This window comes from Marivirga harenae (assembly GCF_030534335.1).
GTDB classification, from domain to species: Bacteria; Bacteroidota; Bacteroidia; order Cytophagales; family Cyclobacteriaceae; genus Marivirga; species Marivirga harenae.
Genome location: NZ_CP130565.1, coordinates 3836017 through 3855595, shown reverse-complemented (window position 1 = coordinate 3855595; position 19579 = coordinate 3836017). Strand labels below are relative to the sequence as shown.

General features: G+C 34.2%; 22 protein-coding genes. 7 read left to right on the top strand and 15 right to left on the bottom strand.

Annotation, left to right across the window (positions count from 1 at the left end; genetic code table 11):
• Positions 1-85: 85 nt before the first annotated feature.
• Positions 86-1057, bottom strand: a complete 972-nt coding sequence (gene pfkA / locus Q3Y49_RS16435; protein WP_303269679.1) for a 6-phosphofructokinase — start codon at positions 1055-1057, stop codon at positions 86-88.
• Between the two features lie 179 nt (positions 1058-1236).
• On the opposite strand from pfkA, the gene Q3Y49_RS16430 reads away from it, so the two are divergent.
• Entirely contained in the window at positions 1237-2316 is a 1080-nt protein-coding gene (locus Q3Y49_RS16430; RefSeq protein ID WP_303269677.1) for a DegT/DnrJ/EryC1/StrS family aminotransferase, read from the top strand.
• Here the strand turns inward: Q3Y49_RS16430 and Q3Y49_RS16425 are convergent.
• Positions 2306-3790 (bottom strand): lipopolysaccharide biosynthesis protein, encoded by a 1485-nt coding sequence (locus Q3Y49_RS16425; RefSeq protein WP_303269675.1) that lies wholly within the window; start codon positions 3788-3790, stop codon positions 2306-2308. The two genes, Q3Y49_RS16430 and Q3Y49_RS16425, sit on opposite strands and share 11 nt — an antisense overlap.
• Before the next feature lie 140 nt (positions 3791-3930).
• On the opposite strand from Q3Y49_RS16425, the gene Q3Y49_RS16420 reads away from it, so the two are divergent.
• Complete coding sequence (locus tag Q3Y49_RS16420; protein ID WP_303269673.1) at positions 3931-4806, top strand: hydroxymethylglutaryl-CoA lyase; 876 nt, start codon at positions 3931-3933, stop codon at positions 4804-4806.
• Between the two features lie 90 nt (positions 4807-4896).
• Here Q3Y49_RS16420 and Q3Y49_RS16415 read toward each other — a convergent pair whose 3' ends face one another.
• The 5 genes from Q3Y49_RS16415 to Q3Y49_RS16395 form a co-directional block, all read right to left on the bottom strand.
• Positions 4897-5133, bottom strand: coding sequence for an adhesin (locus Q3Y49_RS16415; protein WP_303269671.1), 237 nt, complete (start codon positions 5131-5133; stop codon positions 4897-4899).
• A 120-nt stretch (positions 5134-5253) separates the two neighbouring features.
• On the bottom strand, positions 5254-5715 hold the full coding sequence (coaD, locus tag Q3Y49_RS16410) for a pantetheine-phosphate adenylyltransferase (protein ID WP_303269670.1): 462 nt from the start codon (positions 5713-5715) through the stop codon (positions 5254-5256).
• A gap of 3 nt (positions 5716-5718) precedes the next feature.
• Positions 5719-6606 (bottom strand): DUF3822 family protein, encoded by an 888-nt coding sequence (locus Q3Y49_RS16405; RefSeq protein WP_303269669.1) that lies wholly within the window; start codon positions 6604-6606, stop codon positions 5719-5721.
• Positions 6607-6610: 4 nt separating this feature from the next.
• Entirely contained in the window at positions 6611-7183 is a 573-nt protein-coding gene (locus Q3Y49_RS16400) for a hypothetical protein (protein ID WP_303269668.1), read from the bottom strand.
• 41 nt (positions 7184-7224) lie between these two features.
• Entirely contained in the window at positions 7225-7731 is a 507-nt protein-coding gene (locus Q3Y49_RS16395) for an NUDIX domain-containing protein (protein WP_303269666.1), read from the bottom strand.
• Between the two features lie 40 nt (positions 7732-7771).
• On the opposite strand from Q3Y49_RS16395, the gene Q3Y49_RS16390 reads away from it, so the two are divergent.
• The 3 genes from Q3Y49_RS16390 to Q3Y49_RS16380 all read left to right on the top strand — a co-directional run bounded on the left by Q3Y49_RS16390 (position 7772) and on the right by Q3Y49_RS16380 (position 10141).
• A complete protein-coding gene (locus Q3Y49_RS16390; RefSeq protein WP_303269665.1) occupies positions 7772-8233 on the top strand; it encodes a PaaI family thioesterase in 462 nt (153 codons plus the stop codon).
• On the top strand, positions 8226-9629 hold the full coding sequence (locus Q3Y49_RS16385; protein ID WP_303269663.1) for an ATP-dependent DNA helicase: 1404 nt from the start codon (positions 8226-8228) through the stop codon (positions 9627-9629). Before Q3Y49_RS16390 ends, Q3Y49_RS16385 begins: the two co-directional genes overlap by 8 nt.
• A gap of 113 nt (positions 9630-9742) precedes the next feature.
• Entirely contained in the window at positions 9743-10141 is a 399-nt protein-coding gene (locus Q3Y49_RS16380; protein ID WP_303269662.1) for a DUF1573 domain-containing protein, read from the top strand.
• A gap of 55 nt (positions 10142-10196) precedes the next feature.
• Here Q3Y49_RS16380 and Q3Y49_RS16375 read toward each other — a convergent pair whose 3' ends face one another.
• The 5 genes from Q3Y49_RS16375 to Q3Y49_RS16355 all read right to left on the bottom strand — a co-directional run bounded on the left by Q3Y49_RS16375 (position 10197) and on the right by Q3Y49_RS16355 (position 15534).
• Entirely contained in the window at positions 10197-11258 is a 1062-nt protein-coding gene (locus Q3Y49_RS16375) for a hypothetical protein (RefSeq protein ID WP_303269661.1), read from the bottom strand.
• Positions 11242-11793, bottom strand: a complete 552-nt coding sequence (locus Q3Y49_RS16370) for a hypothetical protein (protein ID WP_303269660.1) — start codon at positions 11791-11793, stop codon at positions 11242-11244. Before Q3Y49_RS16370 ends, Q3Y49_RS16375 begins: the two co-directional genes overlap by 17 nt.
• Complete coding sequence (locus tag Q3Y49_RS16365) at positions 11756-12331, bottom strand: RNA polymerase sigma factor (RefSeq protein ID WP_303269659.1); 576 nt, start codon at positions 12329-12331, stop codon at positions 11756-11758. Before Q3Y49_RS16365 ends, Q3Y49_RS16370 begins: the two co-directional genes overlap by 38 nt.
• Positions 12332-12578: 247 nt before the next feature.
• Positions 12579-13559 (bottom strand): pyruvate dehydrogenase complex E1 component subunit beta, encoded by a 981-nt coding sequence (locus Q3Y49_RS16360; protein WP_303269658.1) that lies wholly within the window; start codon positions 13557-13559, stop codon positions 12579-12581.
• A gap of 178 nt (positions 13560-13737) precedes the next feature.
• Positions 13738-15534 (bottom strand): tetratricopeptide repeat protein, encoded by a 1797-nt coding sequence (locus tag Q3Y49_RS16355; protein ID WP_303269657.1) that lies wholly within the window; start codon positions 15532-15534, stop codon positions 13738-13740.
• A gap of 154 nt (positions 15535-15688) precedes the next feature.
• Between Q3Y49_RS16355 and Q3Y49_RS16350 the strand changes: the two genes are divergently transcribed.
• Together Q3Y49_RS16350 and Q3Y49_RS16345 are read left to right on the top strand one after the other, a co-directional pair.
• The gene (locus Q3Y49_RS16350) at positions 15689-15904 is read left to right on the top strand and encodes a PspC domain-containing protein (RefSeq protein ID WP_303269655.1); all 216 of its coding nucleotides are present in this window, start codon (positions 15689-15691) and stop codon (positions 15902-15904) included.
• A 48-nt stretch (positions 15905-15952) separates the two neighbouring features.
• A complete protein-coding gene (locus tag Q3Y49_RS16345; protein ID WP_303269654.1) occupies positions 15953-17107 on the top strand; it encodes an MFS transporter in 1155 nt (384 codons plus the stop codon).
• Positions 17108-17157: 50 nt separating this feature from the next.
• Here Q3Y49_RS16345 and Q3Y49_RS16340 read toward each other — a convergent pair whose 3' ends face one another.
• From Q3Y49_RS16340 to Q3Y49_RS16330, 3 genes are all read right to left on the bottom strand, one after another.
• Positions 17158-18243, bottom strand: a complete 1086-nt coding sequence (locus tag Q3Y49_RS16340) for an alkane 1-monooxygenase (protein ID WP_303269653.1) — start codon at positions 18241-18243, stop codon at positions 17158-17160.
• Between the two features lie 98 nt (positions 18244-18341).
• The gene (locus Q3Y49_RS16335; RefSeq protein ID WP_303269652.1) at positions 18342-18914 is read right to left on the bottom strand and encodes a TlpA family protein disulfide reductase; all 573 of its coding nucleotides are present in this window, start codon (positions 18912-18914) and stop codon (positions 18342-18344) included.
• Positions 18907-19578: a hypothetical protein gene (locus Q3Y49_RS16330; protein ID WP_303269651.1), complete on the bottom strand. Its 672-nt coding sequence runs from the start codon at positions 19576-19578 to the stop codon at positions 18907-18909. The genes Q3Y49_RS16335 and Q3Y49_RS16330 overlap by 8 nt, the downstream gene beginning before the upstream one ends.
• Position 19579: the final 1 nt, after the last annotated feature.

Here is a 19579-nt window from a genome sequence, read left to right as displayed (position 1 = left end):
GATTGATTTCACAAAAGTTTATTATTTGGTGTTGAATATCAAATAGATATAAATTTGGCTCATTTAAAAGCCCAATAGGCTCTATTTAAACGCTCAACACTTTAACCATGTGAATTAATTCCTGATTCAGGGGCTTGTTTTTGGTTATACTATCTTCAAAGGATGTATAAACTAATTTATCATTTATTATCCCCGCCATTACATTCTTTTCCCCTTTCATTAAGCCTTCAATGGCGCCTAAACCTAATCTGCTGGCCAGAATTCTGTCTTGTGCACTAGGAGAACCACCACGCTGGATATGACCTAAAATGGAAACCTTGATATCTTTCTGATTAATGGCTTTTTTTACCTTTGCTGCAATTTCCATAGCATTTCCTTCCTCATCCCCTTCGGCTACTACCACAATGGAAGATGTTTTGTGACGCGCCCAGCCTTCTCGCAAAGTGCTTATAACCTCTTTGATACTAGTGGAGGTTTCAGGAACCATTACCAACTCAGCTCCGCCTCCAATTCCAGAACGAATAGCAATGTAGCCGGAATCTCGTCCCATTACTTCTATAAAGAAAAGACGATTATGTGAATCGGCAGTATCCCTGATTTTATCTATTGCACCCAGTGCAGTATTTACAGCAGTGTCGAATCCAATGGTATAATCAGTGCCATACAAATCATTATCAATGGTGCCTGGAGCTCCAACCGTAGGAATTCCATATTCATCATAAAAAATTTTAGCGCCTGTAAATGTACCATCTCCACCAATGGTGATTAATCCTTCAATCCCAAGTTTCTGTAAATGATCAAAAGCTTTCTTTCTTCCTTCTTTAGTTTTAAACTCCTCACTTCTGGCTGATTTTAAGATAGTACCACCCTTTTGAATAATATTACTAACCGAATGAGATTTCATTTTCACAATGTCCCCTTCAATCATGCCATCATACCCTCTGTAAATCCCATATATTTCGATTCCATGGTAAACGGCTCCCCGAACAGCTGCCCGAACGCAGGCATTCATACCTGGCGCATCTCCCCCCGAAGTCATTATTGCTACTTTTTTCATTTATGGCTTATTTTTAATTAAAAATTCTAATCTTTGAGGTAAAAATTATATAATTTCAATTTAATGAATTTTCTAGCTCTATTACTTCAAAAACAAATTTAAAGTTGGAAAAGTGATGCTGTTATTGCAAATATAAATGACTATATATTTATTTAATACCCTATTTTTATAATTAAGATATGCCCGTTAAGTCGATCCCCTTTTTAAAATTATCACCTGTTCGAAAAGAAATAAGATCCGCGATAGATAATGTCTTGAATGAGGGGGTTTTCATGAATGGTAAATACCTAAACAAATTTTGTAAAGATTTTTCCAATTACTTAGGTCAGGATTATTTGATACCAACGGCAAATTGTACAGATGCGTTGGAGATTATCTTGAGGAGTATTGAAATTCAGGAAGGGGATGAGGTCATCACATCTGCCTTCAGCTGGTTTTCTGATGCTTCTGTTATCAAATTAGTCGGTGGGAAAATAGTATTTTGTGATATTTATTTAGATCATTTTGGGATCCAGCTTTCAGAACTAGAAGAAAAAATATCTCCAAAGACAAAAGCTCTTATACTTCCACATTTATTTGGCTTGGTTCACCCTGAAATTGAAAAGATTGTTTCAATATGCAAGAAAAATGAAATCTACTTGATTGAAGACTGTGCCCAAGCACATGGAGCCTCTTTAAACGGAAAATTGGCAGGTACATTTGGTGATATTGCTGCTTTTAGTTTTTACCCAACGAAGAATTTAGGAGCCTTAGGCGATGCGGGGGCTATTCTTACTAGTAATGAAGACTTAGCCGAAAAATGTAAGTTATGGGCTAACCATGGCCAATCCGGTAGAAATAGTCATATTCAGATGGGAAGAAACAGTAGGATGGATGAAATACAAGCCGCTGTGCTTTCCGCCCAGCTGCCATTCCTGGATGCGGATAACATTAAAAGGCGAAAGATAGCAGAGCTATATTTTACCCACTTACAAGGTCTGGCTTTACCCTTGAATTGCAGCGGCCATTTTTATCATCAATTTGTAATTAGAACGAATAGGAGAGATGCACTTCAAGACTACTTAATGCAAAAAAAAATTGAGACAGATATACATTATCCAACAGCACTTTCAGAGATGTCCGTTTTTAAGGTAAATATGCAATACCCTAGCGCTATTGAAGCATCAAAGTCTGTTCTATCGTTACCCATTCACCCTAGTCATTCAGAAGAAGATATTCAATTTGTTATTCAGAATATAAATTCATTTTTTAAAAGTTAAATCTATCTCTAAGTGGTTGAATGATCTTCGTGATTTCTTTCGAAGGTTTAAAAAACAGCATCAAAAGACCAAAAATCAAACAAGTTAGCATAGTTAAGTAAGCGCCATTTACTATTGGATTTGAAAATTGAGGTACAATGCTTACAAGAAAAAGACACAAACCCGAAAGCAAAAGGGTACTTAAAGTATGAATAGAAAAGGGTTGAAAATCTAGTTTAATATAAATGTAAATCAATTTAATTACGTTAAACAACAGTATTGAAGATAGGGTAGCAATTGCTGCACCAGTTAAACCATACTTTGGAATTAAAAAAGCATTTAATGCAATCGTTAATACGGCTAACACGATTACAAAATAAATATTGGATTTGTAGAATTTTGAAGACACAATGATTTCTGAATTGACGCCAAAGCTCATATTTATCAACTTGCTTAAACCAATTAATACGACTATCCATTTTCCGCTTGCATAATCATCACCTTTCGGCATAATTGCATAAATATTATCTAAGTTTATTATCACTAAAATAAACACAAAACTTCCTAAAATCAGCTGATTGATACTACTTTGCTTGTAGATCTTTTTAATTTCGTCTAGCCTTTCATTTTCAAATGCATTTGCAATTAATGCATCTGACATTTGTGAAATACTCCTTCTTGGAATTTCGATTACTGTACCCATGAAGAATGCAATCACATAAATCCCATTTTCTTTCAGCCCTAAATACCCAGTCACCATCAATTGATCTATTTGCAAAACAATAACAGAACCTACAGCACTGGCCATAATAAAAAACATGTATTTGGTCATATCTTGGATGAATGACCTCTTCAGTTGAAAGATTGAAAAATTGAATCTTAATTGCCCCTTTAAAATAACGATAGAAAATAATAGTAAGAGGCTGAGTGCATAAGTGGCAACAGAAAACCGCAAAAACCACTCAAATGAAATATAGTCTAGAAAATATAGGAAAGCCAGGACACTACTAGTTATCCTCAGAAAAAACTCCCGCATGAATGTCGGAATCACCACATTGAGTTGAGCTTTATAATATGCTTCAAAAATGGAGATATACACCATAATTGCCACCAAAATGATAATTAGCCAATATTGATGTATGAGCTCAGGGGCATTCTTTTCAAAAAAACCAAATACCCATTGATCAACCAATTGAAAGAGGCCGATAAAAACTGAAATGGTGAAAAAGCCCATGATCAGTACGAATGTGAAAAACCTTCCTGATGATTTATGACCTTTATTAAAACGGGGAAAATATCTCAAAGTAGTTCTAGCAAGGCCCACCTGAGCAAAAGGTGAAAGTATTATGGCCATAGAAAAAATAACTTTAAATAAACCTAGTTCCTTTTGCGTTAGAAACTCAGGGAAAAGAAATATCATATTAACAGCACCTATTGCAACTCCCAAATAGTTGATAATAGAGGCATAAGCGCTTTGTTTGATGACTACTCCCACGTGTAATTTTTAGTACGAAGCTGAAATTTAGTAAGATGAAATTAAAAATTCGCTATTATTCTTATGATTTCTCTGTATTTGAAATTCAATGAGCAAAAGAATTTCTTTTAGCAGAAAGTCTTAATGATTAGTTTTGAATTATGGAGACGAAAAACACTAAAACGGTAAAGCTTATAGAGTGCCCAAGAGATGCTATGCAGGGCTTGCATGATTTTATTCCAACAGATCAAAAAATCGATTACTTGAATCAATTGTTAAAAGTTGGTTTTGATACTATTGACGCAGGAAGCTTTGTTTCTCCAAAGGCAATACCTCAAATGAAAGATAGTGCTGAGGTATTTGAAAAGCTCGACTGGCAGCAATCTAGTTCGAAATTACTGGCAATTATTGCGAACCAAAGAGGAGCTTCTGAGGCCGTCAAGTTTAATCATATTTCTTATTTAGGATATCCACTATCTTTATCCGAAACATTTCAGCAACGTAATACCAAGCGTTCTATTGAAACAGCAATGAAGGATTTAAACGAAATTCAAGGAGTATCTGTAGCTCATGATAAAACACTGGTTGTTTATTTATCGATGGGTTTTGGGAATCCTTACGGTGATCCGTACGATGCTGGTTTTGTTCAAGAGTTCGTGGAAAGGTTAAATAAAATTGATGTCAAGGTAATTTCACTTTCAGATACAATCGGAGTTTCCAATCCTGAAAACATATCATGGATATTTGAGCAATTGATTCCTCAATATCCACATATAGAATTTGGTGCCCATTTGCACAGCCATCCGAGCACGATTTGGGAAAAACTTGAGGCTGCCTATTCTGCTGGCTGTAGAAGATTTGATGGTGCTATAAAAGGCTTTGGTGGGTGCCCTATGGCTAAAGATGATTTAGTGGGTAATATGGTGACAGAAGATATGGTAGCGTATTTTAATAAAAAGAAGGTTAATTTGGGCATAGATCAAAATGCGTTTGCTGCAGCTCAAAATTTAGCTTTGCAAGTTTTCCCTGCCAAGTAGGCAAGATAAGCTAATTGATAAGTAGAATTGGTTAGCTATTAGAAAGTAGAGGTAAGAAAATAGGTGGCAAATATTTACCACCTATTTTTTTTAATAATCATCCAAATCTTTCCTCAGATCGTCATCGTCAAAATCAAAATCCTGATCTTCAGCATCTTCGTCTAAGTTATCATCGATTTTAAATCGCCAAGTGTCCTCTTCCTCGTCTTCATTATTTAATTTGATGTCATCTTGTTCGTCATCAAAAAAATCATCTTCGAGCTCATCGTAATCTTTGTCATCATATTCGTCAAATGTTGCGAAATCTGATGCTTCATTAAGTGCCATTTTTTAATTGAATTTTATATGGCGAAATCTAACGTATTTTTAAATAAGTTGTATGAAAATAATATTAATAAATTTTTAAAAATCATTAACTATTTTCCATAGGGTAGAAATGCAGCTAATTTAGTCAATTTTATAGGGTAAAAATTCGTCCACATTTCCTCGGAATTTATGTACCTCTCTAATAATTGTGGAACTTATAGCAGCATATTCTGGAGCCGTTATTAGAAAAACAGATTCCAGACCTTCGTTTAGATATTTGTTGACTTGTGCTATACTGTTTTCATATTCGAAGTCAGTCGTGTTTCTCAATCCCCTTAACAAAAAACCAGCCTGCAAGTCTTTGGCTAAATTTGATGTCAATTTATTGTATACAATAACTGAAACCCTGGATTCGCCTTCGAAAGTTTCTTCAAGTTTGTTCACGATCAAATCGATATCAAAATACCGGTTTTGTTTCTTTGAATTGTAGCCAATTGCGATGATGATCTCATCGAAAATCTTTAATCCTCTGACGACAATATCGTAATGTCCTTTCGTGAAAGGATCAAATGAACCAGGGAAAATGGCGATTCTCTTTGACATGAATTATAAATTAAAATAGTTTCCAAATACATCAAAATACTGATGTTCGGCTATTTCATCAAATTTGAATCCAAAATTTAATTTTTTGGTCCTATTCCCAATTTTAATAGCTGGAAAATTCTTTTGCAGTTCTTGAAAATGAGTAGAGTCCTTTTTTATATAACCCCAAAGATTAATAATTCCTTCCTTTTTCAAAATTTTAAATTCATTGCATATCAGATTGATATATTTTATATACTCATCAAATTTCTGGATTTTGAAGGAGTTAAAATATAACAATTTTCCATTATTGCAGACAGATGCATGGAGGTAAAACCTATCTATGTACAGAGACAATTCATTTTCATTTGCAAAGGGCGGATTAAATAGAACCGCGTTCACTAACATACCACTTTGGTGAGTGACTTTTATTTTGCTGTTAACATAAATTGACCGAATGAACTTTAGAACTTCTTTCTGATAGGTAAAGATATTGACTGAGTCATTACTATTCACCTTATAATAACCTACAGAATCGGACGGTTCAACCTGACAATTCATTTTCAGAATTGCCCTAGCATTGTCCTTTGAGAAATAGGAGAGAGGTGCTAGGCAGTACTTTGGCGTTTTAAAGCATAGGATTACTTCTTTCCAAAACCCAACCATCAATAGATGATGCTCATCAAAAAGCGCTTTTAGAACTTGCACTTTTTGATGTTCATCCTCAGTTTTACTTAAACTATAATCTTCAAGTATTAAAACCCGATTAGATTTAATATCTATAACCGATACCTGAAGGTCTCTTTCTCCAATTTCTAAAATCAAGCAATAATGCTCAATTTTTTCAATAGAGAACTTATCATCCTTAACCTTCCTTATGGTTTTAAAAACTTTTTCTTTTGCTATATCCAAAATATTATTCCCAGTTTCCTGCAGTTGTTACTTCTGATTTAGAGCCCACTCTTAATGCTTTTTCATTATCATCTTCCCTTCTCTTAGGATTAATTGGCTCAGGATCTTTTACTTCGAAGACGTCAACTTTCACGGACCCTTTGATGATTTTATCTGCAAAAATCTCAAATTTGGTTTTTGAGCCTGGCTTGTATGGCAAGTTTTGTAAATCGAAGTTTGGAATATTTGCATACAGAGAATCGTAAACTGGTATTGTACCAAGCGTATCAATATTTATTACAACACTGTCCCCACCATAATCTCTCTGGATAATAGTTTCTGATCTTTCTGTTAGGTAGAAATCGCCAGTGTCAATAAAATTAATCAATTTTTCCCAATCGCTAGTATATTGACCATTCACCCTTTGATAAGCAATCATACCTGATCGGATTTGTTTTAATTTGTTGATTACTCGAGCCTCTTCTCGCTTAATCTTTTTCTCTTGTTGAATATCATAGGCAATGCTATCTACAAAAAAGTAGCCTACTACTATTGCAGCCACGAAGAAAACTATTGATAAAATCTTTGTTTTGCTCATCTTTCTATTTTTTTTCTCTATTTAGAAATTATTTTAAAATGCTATTTTATGGAATTATTCACAAATTTAAAATATCCTTTAAGATTTAAAACTTCTTGAGGTTTATTTATTCCTATAAACATATTGTGCAAGTAGTCATTTTCTGTGTTTATTAATTTATTTTCATCAAAAAATGCTAAATCGGATAAAATTTGTTGTTTGCCCATTTCAGGATCATTTCCCAATTTAAGAATTCCTCCGGTTTTTTCTACTCTAAAAAATAATTCAATAGCATGGATGCTACTGGTCATAAATTCATTCACAAACAGTAATTCATGAACGTGAATATGCAAGCCTGTTTCTTCTACAAACTCTCTTTCTAAGTTTTTTTCTGCATCATCTCCAAAATCTAGCCCTCCACCGGGTGGGGACCACAAATATTCTTTTTTTCCAACCCCCTCATGTTTTAAAAGTAAAATTTTATTTTCTTCAATTAATATCCCACCGACTCTAACCCTTACTTTGCCACCGAATTTTTGATTGACACTTTCCCTTGCTTTTCCAGTCATCAATATGCTTATATTTGTGAAATATTTGAAATTACATAAAATGCAGGAAAATACAGTGAAAAAAGATTTTAAGTTAAGGGTTGAAAAGTTTTTAGAGCGACAAGAATTTATGAAGCATATTGGCTTCGATTTGTCAGTAATTGAAGAGGGTAAAACTGAAGGCTGGCTCGATATTCAAGAAATCCATAAACAGCAAAAGGGTTTGGTGCACGGAGGAGTTACAGCCACAATTGCAGATATTGTAGCTGGTTTTGCTGCATATACAACTGTACCAATGGATTGTCATGTTGTGACTGCTGAAATAAAGGTATCATACTTTAAAGCCGGAATGGGAGAAAAATTGCATGCTATTGGCTATGTGGTTAAAAAGGGAAGGAAATTAAACTTTTGTGAGGCAGAAATTTGGGCAGTAGACGGTGAAGAACGAAGCTTGATAGCCAAAGCCACTACAACTATGGCTGTAATCAATCCAGAAGATATCAACCATAAAATGAATGCCTAGTGCATCGGCCATTATACGGTCAAAGTTTCCTTTTGAGCCTACTCCTGGGCAGTCTCAATTTTTCAAAGCTTTGGATCCGTTCTTTGATCTGAAGGATGAGGATAGACCTATTTTATTGCTCAAGGGTTACGCTGGTACCGGTAAAACTACTATTGTCAGTGCTTTAGTGCAATTTCTACCCTTGTTTAACTATAAGTATGTTTTGATGGCTCCAACAGGTCGTGCTGCAAAAGTAATGAGCAATTACTCAAAGAGACTTTCACTTACTATTCATAAGAAGATTTATCGTCAGACAGCGGAAGTAGGCAGTGGTGAACCTAATTTCTCACTTCAAAAGAATTACCATCAAAAGACGCTCTTCATTATAGATGAAGCAAGTATGTTATCAGATGAAAAGGGATTTGGTAATAGCAGTTTATTGGATGACATTATTAGTTATGTTTTTCAAAATGAGGGCAATAGAATACTATTTATTGGAGATGATGCCCAGTTACCTCCTGTAGGGAAAGTAAACAGTGCTGGACTCGATGCTAATTTTCTTAAAAGTAATTATAGAGCTGAAGTAATAGAGACGGTTTTGACTGAGGTAATGCGTCAAGCTCAAGATTCTGGGATTTTGTTTAATGCAACCGCTTTACGGAGTGAACTTTCTAAAAATGAATTTAGAATTCATTTTAATACTAACTCCTACAAAGATATATTTAAAATGACAGGAGAAAGGTTAGAAGATGGATTGCGGTATGCTTACGAAAAGTATGGCGTTGAAAATACTGTAATAATTTGTCGTTCAAATAAAATGGCGGTGCAGTACAATGAGTATATTAGGAGACAAATCCACTTTATGGAAGGAGAATTAGAAGCTGGTGATTTCTTAATGATTGTTAAAAATAATTACGTTTACCAAACTGAAGATACACCAGGTGGATTTTTAGCCAATGGCGATTTCATGGAAGTGGTCAAAGTAATTAATTTTGAAGAGATGCATGGGTTGCGATTTGCAGATTTAGAAATCAGACTAACGGATTATGACAATCATCCTAATCTTCAGGTGAAAGTAATTTTAGATACCTTGCATTCCAATGGTCCATCATTGAGTAATGAAGAATATAAGAATTTGTATCATCAGGTGGCAGAAGACTATATGGATCTAGCTACTAAAGCTGAACGGAAAGCGGCTATTAAAAAGGATCCATACCTGAATGCACTTCAAATTAAATTTGCTTATGCCTTGACATGTCATAAATCTCAAGGGGGACAATGGAATGCAGTTTATGTTGATCAGGGTTATTTGACAGATGAAATGGTGAATAGAGAATATATACGATGGCTATATACGGCAATTACTAGATCAACACAAGAGTTATTTCTAGTCAACTTCCATCCCAAGTTTTTCTAGCTTTAAAAACCTTAAAAAATTGTTTCATTTTTCTTCTTAATGTTATTTTTGGTATCATTTTTATTGAAATTTCGTAACTTTACTTATCGTATCAAAAATCAAATATTTCAATTATGAAAAAGGCAATATTATTTTTCGCTACAATTTTTTTGATAGGGTCAGCAGTGGCTCAATCAACAGAAAGTACTAATGGTCCAGAAATTACTTTTGAGGAAAGTAATCATGATTTTGGAGATATCACTCAAGGAGATGTGGTAGAGCATATTTTTAAATTTGAGAATACAGGGAAGCAACCGTTAATTATTTCAAATGTTAAAACTACTTGTGGATGCACGGTCCCTAGTTTTCCAAAAGGAGAGGCAATAGCACCAGGAGAAAAAGGTGAAATTACGGTTAAGTTTAATAGCCGTGGTAAAATGGGAAGACAAAATAAAATAGTTAGGATTGTTTCAAATATTGGAGAAGAAAGAAGCGTTCGAATAACTACCAATGTTTTACCAAAAGATTCTTAAAAGGAAAATAAAGAAATTTTAAAAGGGCTGTTTCTAAACAGCCCTTTTTTTTTGCTTAATTCGCAATCAACTTGCAACCACCATAAGAGGTTTTAATTCTTAGGACAGTCGAATTCTGATTTGCGTTCCCACCAATAGTTCCTTCGTATTCCTCATCGGACATATCTTTCATTTTTTTACTAAAACTGATGTTTGACCCTTCAGTTGTCAGTTTCCCGAATGAATGTTTTGTGTCAAATCTTAAATTAGCCCCACCTTCAATTTTGATTTCAGATTTTGAAAATTCAGTATTTAGCTGAAATGATTCTATGTCTTTACTAACAAATTTTACGTCTATGGTCCCACTCGCATATTCAGCATCTAGATCAAAATTAGAATAAACTTTGTCAATATTTATTTCCGAGAATTCAGCGCTCCCTTTGTAATTGGAGACCGTTTCAATATTCAGTTGACCATATTCAACATCAAAGTTGATGGTTGTAATATCTCCAATTTTAATTTTAGAGAATTCACCCTCAAGATCGAGTAAGTCTGCTTTAGATAATGCAAATTCGTCTACATAGCTTAGCTCAAATTCACCTGATGAAATAGATTCGATTTCTGCTTTGCCAAATTCATGAGTTAAATTAAGAGTGCCCAAACTTCCAGCGGTTAAGTTCCCATACTCCAAATTGATTCTTGTATTACCAGAATAATCGGTGAGGAAAATGTTTCCAAATTCATTTGTAACAGATAAAGGATGACCATCAGGTAAATTGATTTCATAATTAATCTTAAAGCTCTTTTTTCTAAATGAAGTATTGCTGTGTGATTTAAGAGTGGTTTTAATAGAAATCAAACTTCCAGTTTGACTAGTACTTAGATCAATCTTATCTAGAATTTTTTTAGATTCATTTTCATCGTAGCCCTCAACTTCAAGAGTAATTTTGACTGAAATTGAGTTTTTATCCCATACTGCCAAGTTTACATTACCGAAGTTATTTGCAATTTCTAACATAGTTTGCTTATTGTTGGGCGTAAAGGATTTATCCATTATTTCATATTTCGCATCTTGCGCAAAAGAAATTGTGCCCTTCAGTATTAGAACAATTATTAAAGTTTTAAATAGATATTTCATTGCTTTCTTGTTTATCGTTATGACTATATTCCTGTAAATCTTGCAAGATGTTCAGTTGTTGTTCAAGGATCTCAATTTGAGTTTGTAAATTCTGAATCATGGCATTGACCAATTGAGGGTGAGCACCCTGTTTCTTTATTTTCAATTTTAAATCCTCGTATTTTTTATTTAATGATTTTAAGTCTGAGCTAATTCTAATGTTTCTTTTTTTAGTCAATTGATGAACTAAGAGTGCTTTTTCATTTATATTTCGCTTATAGAATGCTTCAATTTCTGAGTATGGTTTATCATTTACTGATAAGTTTTCCAATTCATTGATTTTATTAGTTAATTGTATTCTATCAAAAATGAGCCAGCCAACACTAAGCACTAGCATGATGGAAGCAGCGACCATCCAAATAGAAAACTTGCTTCTCTTATTTTGAGATATTCTGTCCTCTATATGATTCCAGCTGACTTCAAGATTGAAATCTATTTCTAATTCTTCTCTATGTTCCTTAGTAAATTGCTCCAGCTTGTCTTTTCCTTTGCTCATATTCTTTGATATAATCTTTTATTTTAATCTTTGCTCTGTGAAATTGTGATTTAGAAGTGTTTTCTGAAATTGAAAGTATCGCTGCAATCTCTTTATGTTCATATCCTTCCATTAGATATAAACTTGCTACCGTTCTAAACCCCGTGGGAAGATGATGAATGGCTCTTTTTACAATATCCACTTGCAATTCGATGTCTTCCCAATCTATTTCTAAATCTTCTGTCATGTCTTCATCAGCTAACTCATTCATTTTCCATTTAGATGCCTTTCTCAAATAGTCTAATGCTTGGTTGACTACTATCTTCTTTAACCAGGAACCAAATGTAGCTTGAAAGTTATATTGGTTGATCTTATAGTACGCCTTAATGAATGCTTCCTGTAAAATGTCTTGAGCTTCATCATTATCACCTAATATCCTGAAAGCAACATTAAACATTGATTTAGCATAAAGCTGGTATAATTCTTTAAATGCCTTCTGATCACCCTTTTTACAACTGACTATTAAATCCTGATGTATATGTATACTTTTCGTTTCCAATCTTTTTTATAGAATCTAATAATCGACTAAATATTTACAACACTCTTAGCTATTGATTTTTAATACTTTCAATGACAGTACAGCATCGACCTCCTCAATTTTGTTTAAATCTATATCAAAGACTCTGCTTTTTGGAAGTAGTTGCATGCTAATTGAATATAATTTAAAAATTTATTTCTAATTTTTTGAGAACAAAAAAGGCTAACCTTAACAAGATTAGCCTTTTGATGCTGTGTTTTAATGATTTTTAGTCTAAATACATGACTTTTCGCAGTGCTTTTATTGTTCTTTCTTTATTAGGTAAAACTGCTTCCAAAAGGGTAGGAGCATAGGAAACAGGCACATCTAAACTATTTACTCTTAATATTGGTGCATCCAGAAAGTCAAATACTGCTTTTTGAATATTAAATGTCAGATCACCAGAAATAGACGCTAACGGCCAAGCTTCTTCTACAACTACGCATCTGTTGGTTTTCTTAACAGATTCAAAAATGGTAGTATAATCAATTGGTCGGACAGTTCTTAAATCTATTACTTCAATTGAGTAGCCTTCCTTCTCCATTTCCTCTGCTGCAGCATGTGCTACTTTCATCATCTTACCAAAAGATATCAATGTAGCGTCACTGCCCTCTTTTGTAATTTTGGCTTTACCGATCGGTTCAAGAAATTCCGATTCAGGAACTTCTCCCTTGTCCCCATACATTAATTCTGATTCCATAAAAATAACAGGATCATCATCACGAATAGCAGATTTCAGTAATCCTTTAGCATCGTATGGATTTGAAGGGACAACAACTTTTAGACCGGGTGTATTAGCATACCAGTTTTCAAAGTTTTGTGAATGCTGAGACGCCAATTGGCCTGCATTTCCTGTTGCTCCTCTAAAAACTATTGGTACATTAAATTGGCCACCAGACATATTCATCATTTTTGCCGCAGAATTAATAATCTGATCTATTGCAACTAATGAAAAATTGAAGGTCATGAATTCTATTATTGGTCTAGTTCCGTTCATTGCTGCTCCAACACCTATTCCGGAAAATCCTAGCTCAGTAATTGGGGTGTCAATTACTCTTTTAGGACCAAACTCGTCCAACATCCCTTGTGTTACTTTATATGCACCATTGTATTCCGCTACTTCCTCACCCATAATGAAAACGTTTTCATCACGTCTCATTTCTTCGGACATTGCTTCATTAAGTGCTTCTCTAAACTGAATTTCTCTCATCTATCTTGTAAATTTTACAGGGTAAAAATAGTTATTCAACTGCCAATTACCAACTCAAATCTAAGAGTTCATAAACTTTTCTTAAGATTATATCCTTTTGACGAAATTATGCTTACAATTGAGCAAAAAAAAAGCATCAGCCTGCTGGCTGATGCTTTGATATAAAATGATTTGAATTTTACTTCAATGCATTTCTAAAGTTGTCGTTAGATGAATAGTTAGAAAACTCTAAATCAGACAATGCTTTCGATTTTAAGCTAGAATCAGCTGCAACAGCTTTTTCTAAATGACTGATTACATCGGCTTCTTTACCTAATCTTGCACTAGCTACAGCAGCTAAATAGTGAGCCTGAGCATGTACACCTTTTCCTGAAGTCTTTCCTGCAACTTCTTGTAATGTACTTACAGCATTCTCATAATTACCTTGCAATACTAATGCCAATCCTTTGTTAAACATGTTAACTTCAGAATCATCAGTGTTTTTGAGAGAAGTTGAAGCATCGCTGTACTCACCCATCATGATTTCTAACGCGCCTTTAACACCCATTAAACCTCTTTCATTCTCGCTACTTAAAGTCATTTGATCAGCTTTAGATACTGCATCATATGCTTTTTCGTAATTTCCTTGCATAGCATAAGCAGTTGCTAAGTTTGCATAAGCTTCAGCATTTTCAGATTTTTTATTAGAAATCTCAAATTGAGTAATAGCTTGTTCTACTAATGAGGTCATCTGATCTCCTTCAGCGTCCATAGCTAACTCTAAATGAACTGCTCCATAATTGTTGTGAGCAACTGGGCTATCATCGTTTTTCTTAGTCGCAGCTTTTAAAATAGTAGCTTTCTCCTCTAAAGATGGAGTCATGCTAGCAGCATACATTAATTCTTCTAAAGATAATGTATCAGCTGAAGTAGTTTCTGCAGCTACTTGCTTAGATAAAACAGAGATTTCTGCGTCAGTCTTTTTCTCTTTAACTGTTAATACTTCAGTTTTAGCAGCTCTTAAATCAGGGTAGATATCTTTGAATACTTTTTTGTATGTAGATAACTTTTGCAATCTATCTTCTTTTTCCTCAAAGCTTCCAGAACCGTTTACAATCTTAGTGTATTCGCTCTTTTGAGCATCAGTTATGCCATCATATGCAGCTAACGCTTTTTTGAAGTCAGACCAATCTTCAACAACTGGCTTCAAAATGAATTCAATAGATTCCGCCATGCCTTTGTAGTCATAACGATTCATTTGTCTTCTGTAGTAGTTTTCAATTGCCTTAGCTCTATCTTGCGACAAGTTACTGTTAATTCTTTCAGGACCCTCTGGAGAGTGAGTACCTGTTATAGTAACAGTTTTTGTTACATTTTTATCAGCTATAAATGCATTGAATTTTTTACCTCTATCGCTTCTTAATTCAGAAGTTTTTAAAACTGACCTACCTTGGTCGAAGTAAAAATTAACATTTGTTGGTACCAATTCTTCTTTGTTGTTATAACCATGATCAGCATAAGCAGCATGATAAGAAGGCATAACCATTTGAGAAGTGGTAATGATACCAGTCGCATAGGTTTTTCTATCAGTAGATGCTGACTTACCATTCTTTTCGATTGTGGCAGTTCCTTGCATTACCAATTCACCTTTTACATTCATGTCCTCTTCATAATTGAATGTGAATTCTTGACTTGTTCTAACTGGCTCTGTATCGCTGTTAGGGAAATCAGCTTTCACAAAATCCACTGCATCTAAAGCAATTTCTTTGTCGCCATAGACGTAGTATGGATTTACTGTATAGGTGATTCCGTCTTTAAGCATTTTAGAAGGTAATTGAAAGTCTACCGTGAATGCTACCTCTTCACCATGAAGCTCTAGAGGATTTGGAGTTACATCAATAGCTTGCTCTTCTGCGGCCTGCATCATCTTATTTAATGCACAACCTGAAAAAGTCATTGTTCCTAAAAGAACAGCTGCGTAAAATAATTGTCTCATTTGATTCATTATTTGATTATGTTTGGAAGTTAATGCGAAATTATATTTATATTGGAACTATTCCAATGTATTTAGTAAATTTAAGAAAAGATTTCTACTTTTATCGAATAATTAACGAGGCATTTGCCTTATTTGTTTAAATTCAAGGGATATTATGAAAAAAGTTCAACAATTCATCGAAAATCAGGCATTTGGCGTTTGCACCCGACTGGGTGAAATGATGGATCTTCCTACTTCTCATATTAGAATATTTTTTATTTATTCCTCCTTTTTAACATTTGGCTCCCCAATATTAATATATTTAGCCTTAGCATTTATACGTGATGTGAGAAAAATGTTGAGGAGAGGCAGGTCAAAATGGTATTATTAGGAATAATTCCTCGCTAAATTTGAATTCTATTCGAAAATCATTTCACGAATGGCTCATTTTCCGCAAAGTCTATTGGTAAAATCACGATGGGCAATTAGCACTATATTTTTTTGTTACGGACTTACCTTCGCTAGTTGGGCATCTCGAATCCCCACTATTCAAGAAAAATTTTCATTAAGTGAAGCTGAATTGGGTACACTCCTTCTCATGTTACCTATAGGTTCATTCATTTCACTTCCTGTAGCGGGCTTTTTAGTAGCAAAATGGAATAGTTTTTTAGTTGCACGATTATCAATTATTCTTTATTTACTGTCCTTAGTCGCCATAGCAATATCTGAAAATATATTCATCTTAGGATTTGTTTTATTTCTTTTCGGCTTAATGGGTAATATGGTAAATATTGCAATCAATACACAAGCCGTCAGTTTAGAAAAAGAGTATAAAAAGAATATAATGGCTAGTTTTCATGGAATGTGGAGTTTAGCCGGCTTCTTTGGTGCAATTGTAGGTGCATTTATGATAGGTAAGGAAATCTTATTGAAATATCATTACATCTTAATTTTCAGTGCTAGCATTATTGCCGCAATTATTAGTTTTAAGTATCTAATTAAATCAGACTTAGACGAGAGCGAGGATAAGCCGATTTTTGCCATTCCTGATAGGTCATTATTGCTTTTAGGGATAATTGCCTTTTGCTCTATGATGTGCGAAGGGACCATGTTTGATTGGAGTGGAGTGTACTATAAAAAAGTGGTGAATGCACCGAAAGATATATTAGGGTTAGCCTATATGTTTTTCATGATTAGTATGGCAGGGGTTAGATTTGTTGCCGATTATTTCACTACTAAATTTGGCGTGAAAAGAATTATCTTTTTTAGTGGCCTTCTGAATTTCAGCGGACTATTGATTTTGATTTTGTTTCCAGGCAAAATCGTTTCCTTATTGGCCTTTTTTATTGTGGGCGCAGGAGTGTCCTCAGTTGTCCCCTTGGTGTTTAGTCTTGCTGGAAAATCTAAATCTATGAGCTCTAGTGTGGCTTTAGCGGCCGTTTCCACAATGGGCTTTTTTGGATTTTTATTGGCACCTCCTTTAATCGGATATTTGGCAGATTGGCTAAATTTACAAGCATCTTTTTTGTTTATCGCCTTAATGGCGCTAGGTGTGGTCATATTGTCGACTCAGTTAAAAGGTAATCCAAAATGATGTTTGAGAATGCTAATCACATGTATTCGATAGGCCTTAACAAGTTTTAATTAGGAAGTTGTCGATTTTAGATTATTCCATTTTTGCAATTTTGGATTCATCACTTTAAACCATAATGGAGGGAAATGTGCCAGAAGAATCATTGTTGGATATCCTGCTGGCAGTTGTGGAGCACTTTCATAATTGTCCAAAACTTGATATCGTTTGATGGCATTAAAATGATGGTCTGAGTGTCTTTGAAGCTGGAAAAGAAAGAAATTACTCACCATATGATTGGCATTCCAAGAATGATGCGGAGCTACTCTTTCATAGCGCTGATCATCTAGTTTTTTTCTTCTTAACCCATAATGTTCAACATAATTGACAGCCTCTAATAAGGAAAATGCCAGAAAGCTTTGTGCAAAAAAGAATGCAAATGGAATCCAGGTGAACGCTCCTATTATGATGCTTACACCCAAAGTTAAGCTAAAAGCAAAAATGAAAGGCAAAAGTGTAAACCATATCATCTGATTATGAATGGAGAATTTGGGTTTATTCTTTCTTTCTAATCGCTTGTTTTCTATTTCCCAGGCACTTAAATAACCTTGACTTACAGAGCGCCACCAAAATGCATAAAAGCTTTCATTTTCTCTGCTGGTTGCAGGGTCCTCGTGTGTGGAAACACGCAGGTGATGACCTTTATTGTGCTCGATATAAAAATGCATATAACTAACACTCATTAATAGCACTTTGCTATAAAACTTCTCTAATTTTGACTTTTTATGCCCTAACTCATGAGCAACTGTTATCCCTATTCCTCCCGTAGATAAGGAAACTGCAATAGTGAATGTAATTGCTTCAAATACTGTTAATTGATTAGTTGAAACAACCCATACAGCCCAAAGCAAAAATGCCAATTGAAAGTATGTCCAGCAATAGGTGATAAATCTGTAATAGAAATCATTGGAAACACTCTTTACAGCTTCCTTGGGAATATTATTGTAATCTCTTCCAACAGCTGCATCAATGGAAGGTATCAACGCATAAACGAAAATTAATGCAGATAAATTAGCAATTCCACCAAAGTAGAATCCTACTATGGTTAAGGTAGGAATGATAAAAGCACTGAAGAAACCAATTTTTCGTAACCAGCTCATGGAATCGATTTTAAAGATTTTAAATAATTCACCTAAAATAAGATGTTTATACCTAATAAACCAATTTGGTTTTGCAAAAATTCATTGAGCTAAAGATTCTAGTTTTTGCTTAAGAAATCTCTGAATTCCTCAGTATTAAAATTACTCATACCTTCTTTTCGGAAGACGATTTTTCCCTGTTTAATCACAAAGGTCGTAGGGAGGGTTTGAGACTGTAATTGTACTGGGCTTCTCAATTCCTGATAGATGGGTAATTCATACTCTTTTTTTTCTTTAAATTTTATTGCTTTATTAAAATCATTGTCCTTTGAAATCATTAAAAACGCAATATCATGATTATCTTTAAGCTGTTGATATAGTTTTTCTATATGGGGCATTTCACCCAAGCAAGGTGGACACCAAGTAGCCCAATAATTAATGAAAATGGTTTTGTTCTGTAATTGCGCATAAGAAATTCTTTCGCCATTAGGAGTAATTAATTCGCCATCAAAATTAAAAGATTCAATTTCTATGTTTTCTATTGATGGCGTAATCAGATGCGTGGCTAAAAGCCAAGATTGTATTTTCCCCATAACAGGTGCATGCCAGCCTGTGATGTAAAGTGTTCCAAAAATGGCAATCATTACTCCCCAGCTAATTGCTTCCTTTCTCCAGTTTATTTTTTTACTCATTTGTTATATTTAAAACCAATTCCTTTATAAAATCCTTTTCAGAGTTTTCAAAATTCAACTCCGTTGATATTAGATATTTGTGAATAGATGTTAAGTTTTCGAAATTTGCCTCTTGTATATGTTTAGGAATTTTGATTATCCTGTTATCATCTTTTTTTAGTGCGGCATCACTTCTATTGAAGAAATAAGGCTGTAGCGTTTTATTGCAACTTATAGCGATTTTATCAATATCATAATACTCATTCCATTCTGATATTTTTTCATTTATTTCCTCAAAAAAATGGTCGGTGCCTGCTAATCTAACTCGAGAACCCGCTTTAGATTTCCCTTTAGTTTTAAGGTGTTTAATCTGACTCTTTCCTTGCTTTTGTCTTACCATATAAGCTTTGACCATCTTATGTTCTGTAATTTGATCTTCCTCAGAATAAGCCAGGGCAGCTTCCCCCGAGTGAATCAAGACGATAAGAAAATTAGAGGGTATTATTTTATGGTGTTCGTATTTGATGAAAAACGGTAGTCGAACAGATAACTCTTCTCCTTCCGAAAATTCAAGTAAATGCCTTGAAGGTTGATAGTTAACATTCACGTGTTCCTTTTGAAAACTATCTATTAATTTAGATAACTGATTAGCGTCTATTTTTTTTAAGAGATGAAAAGCTGCCATA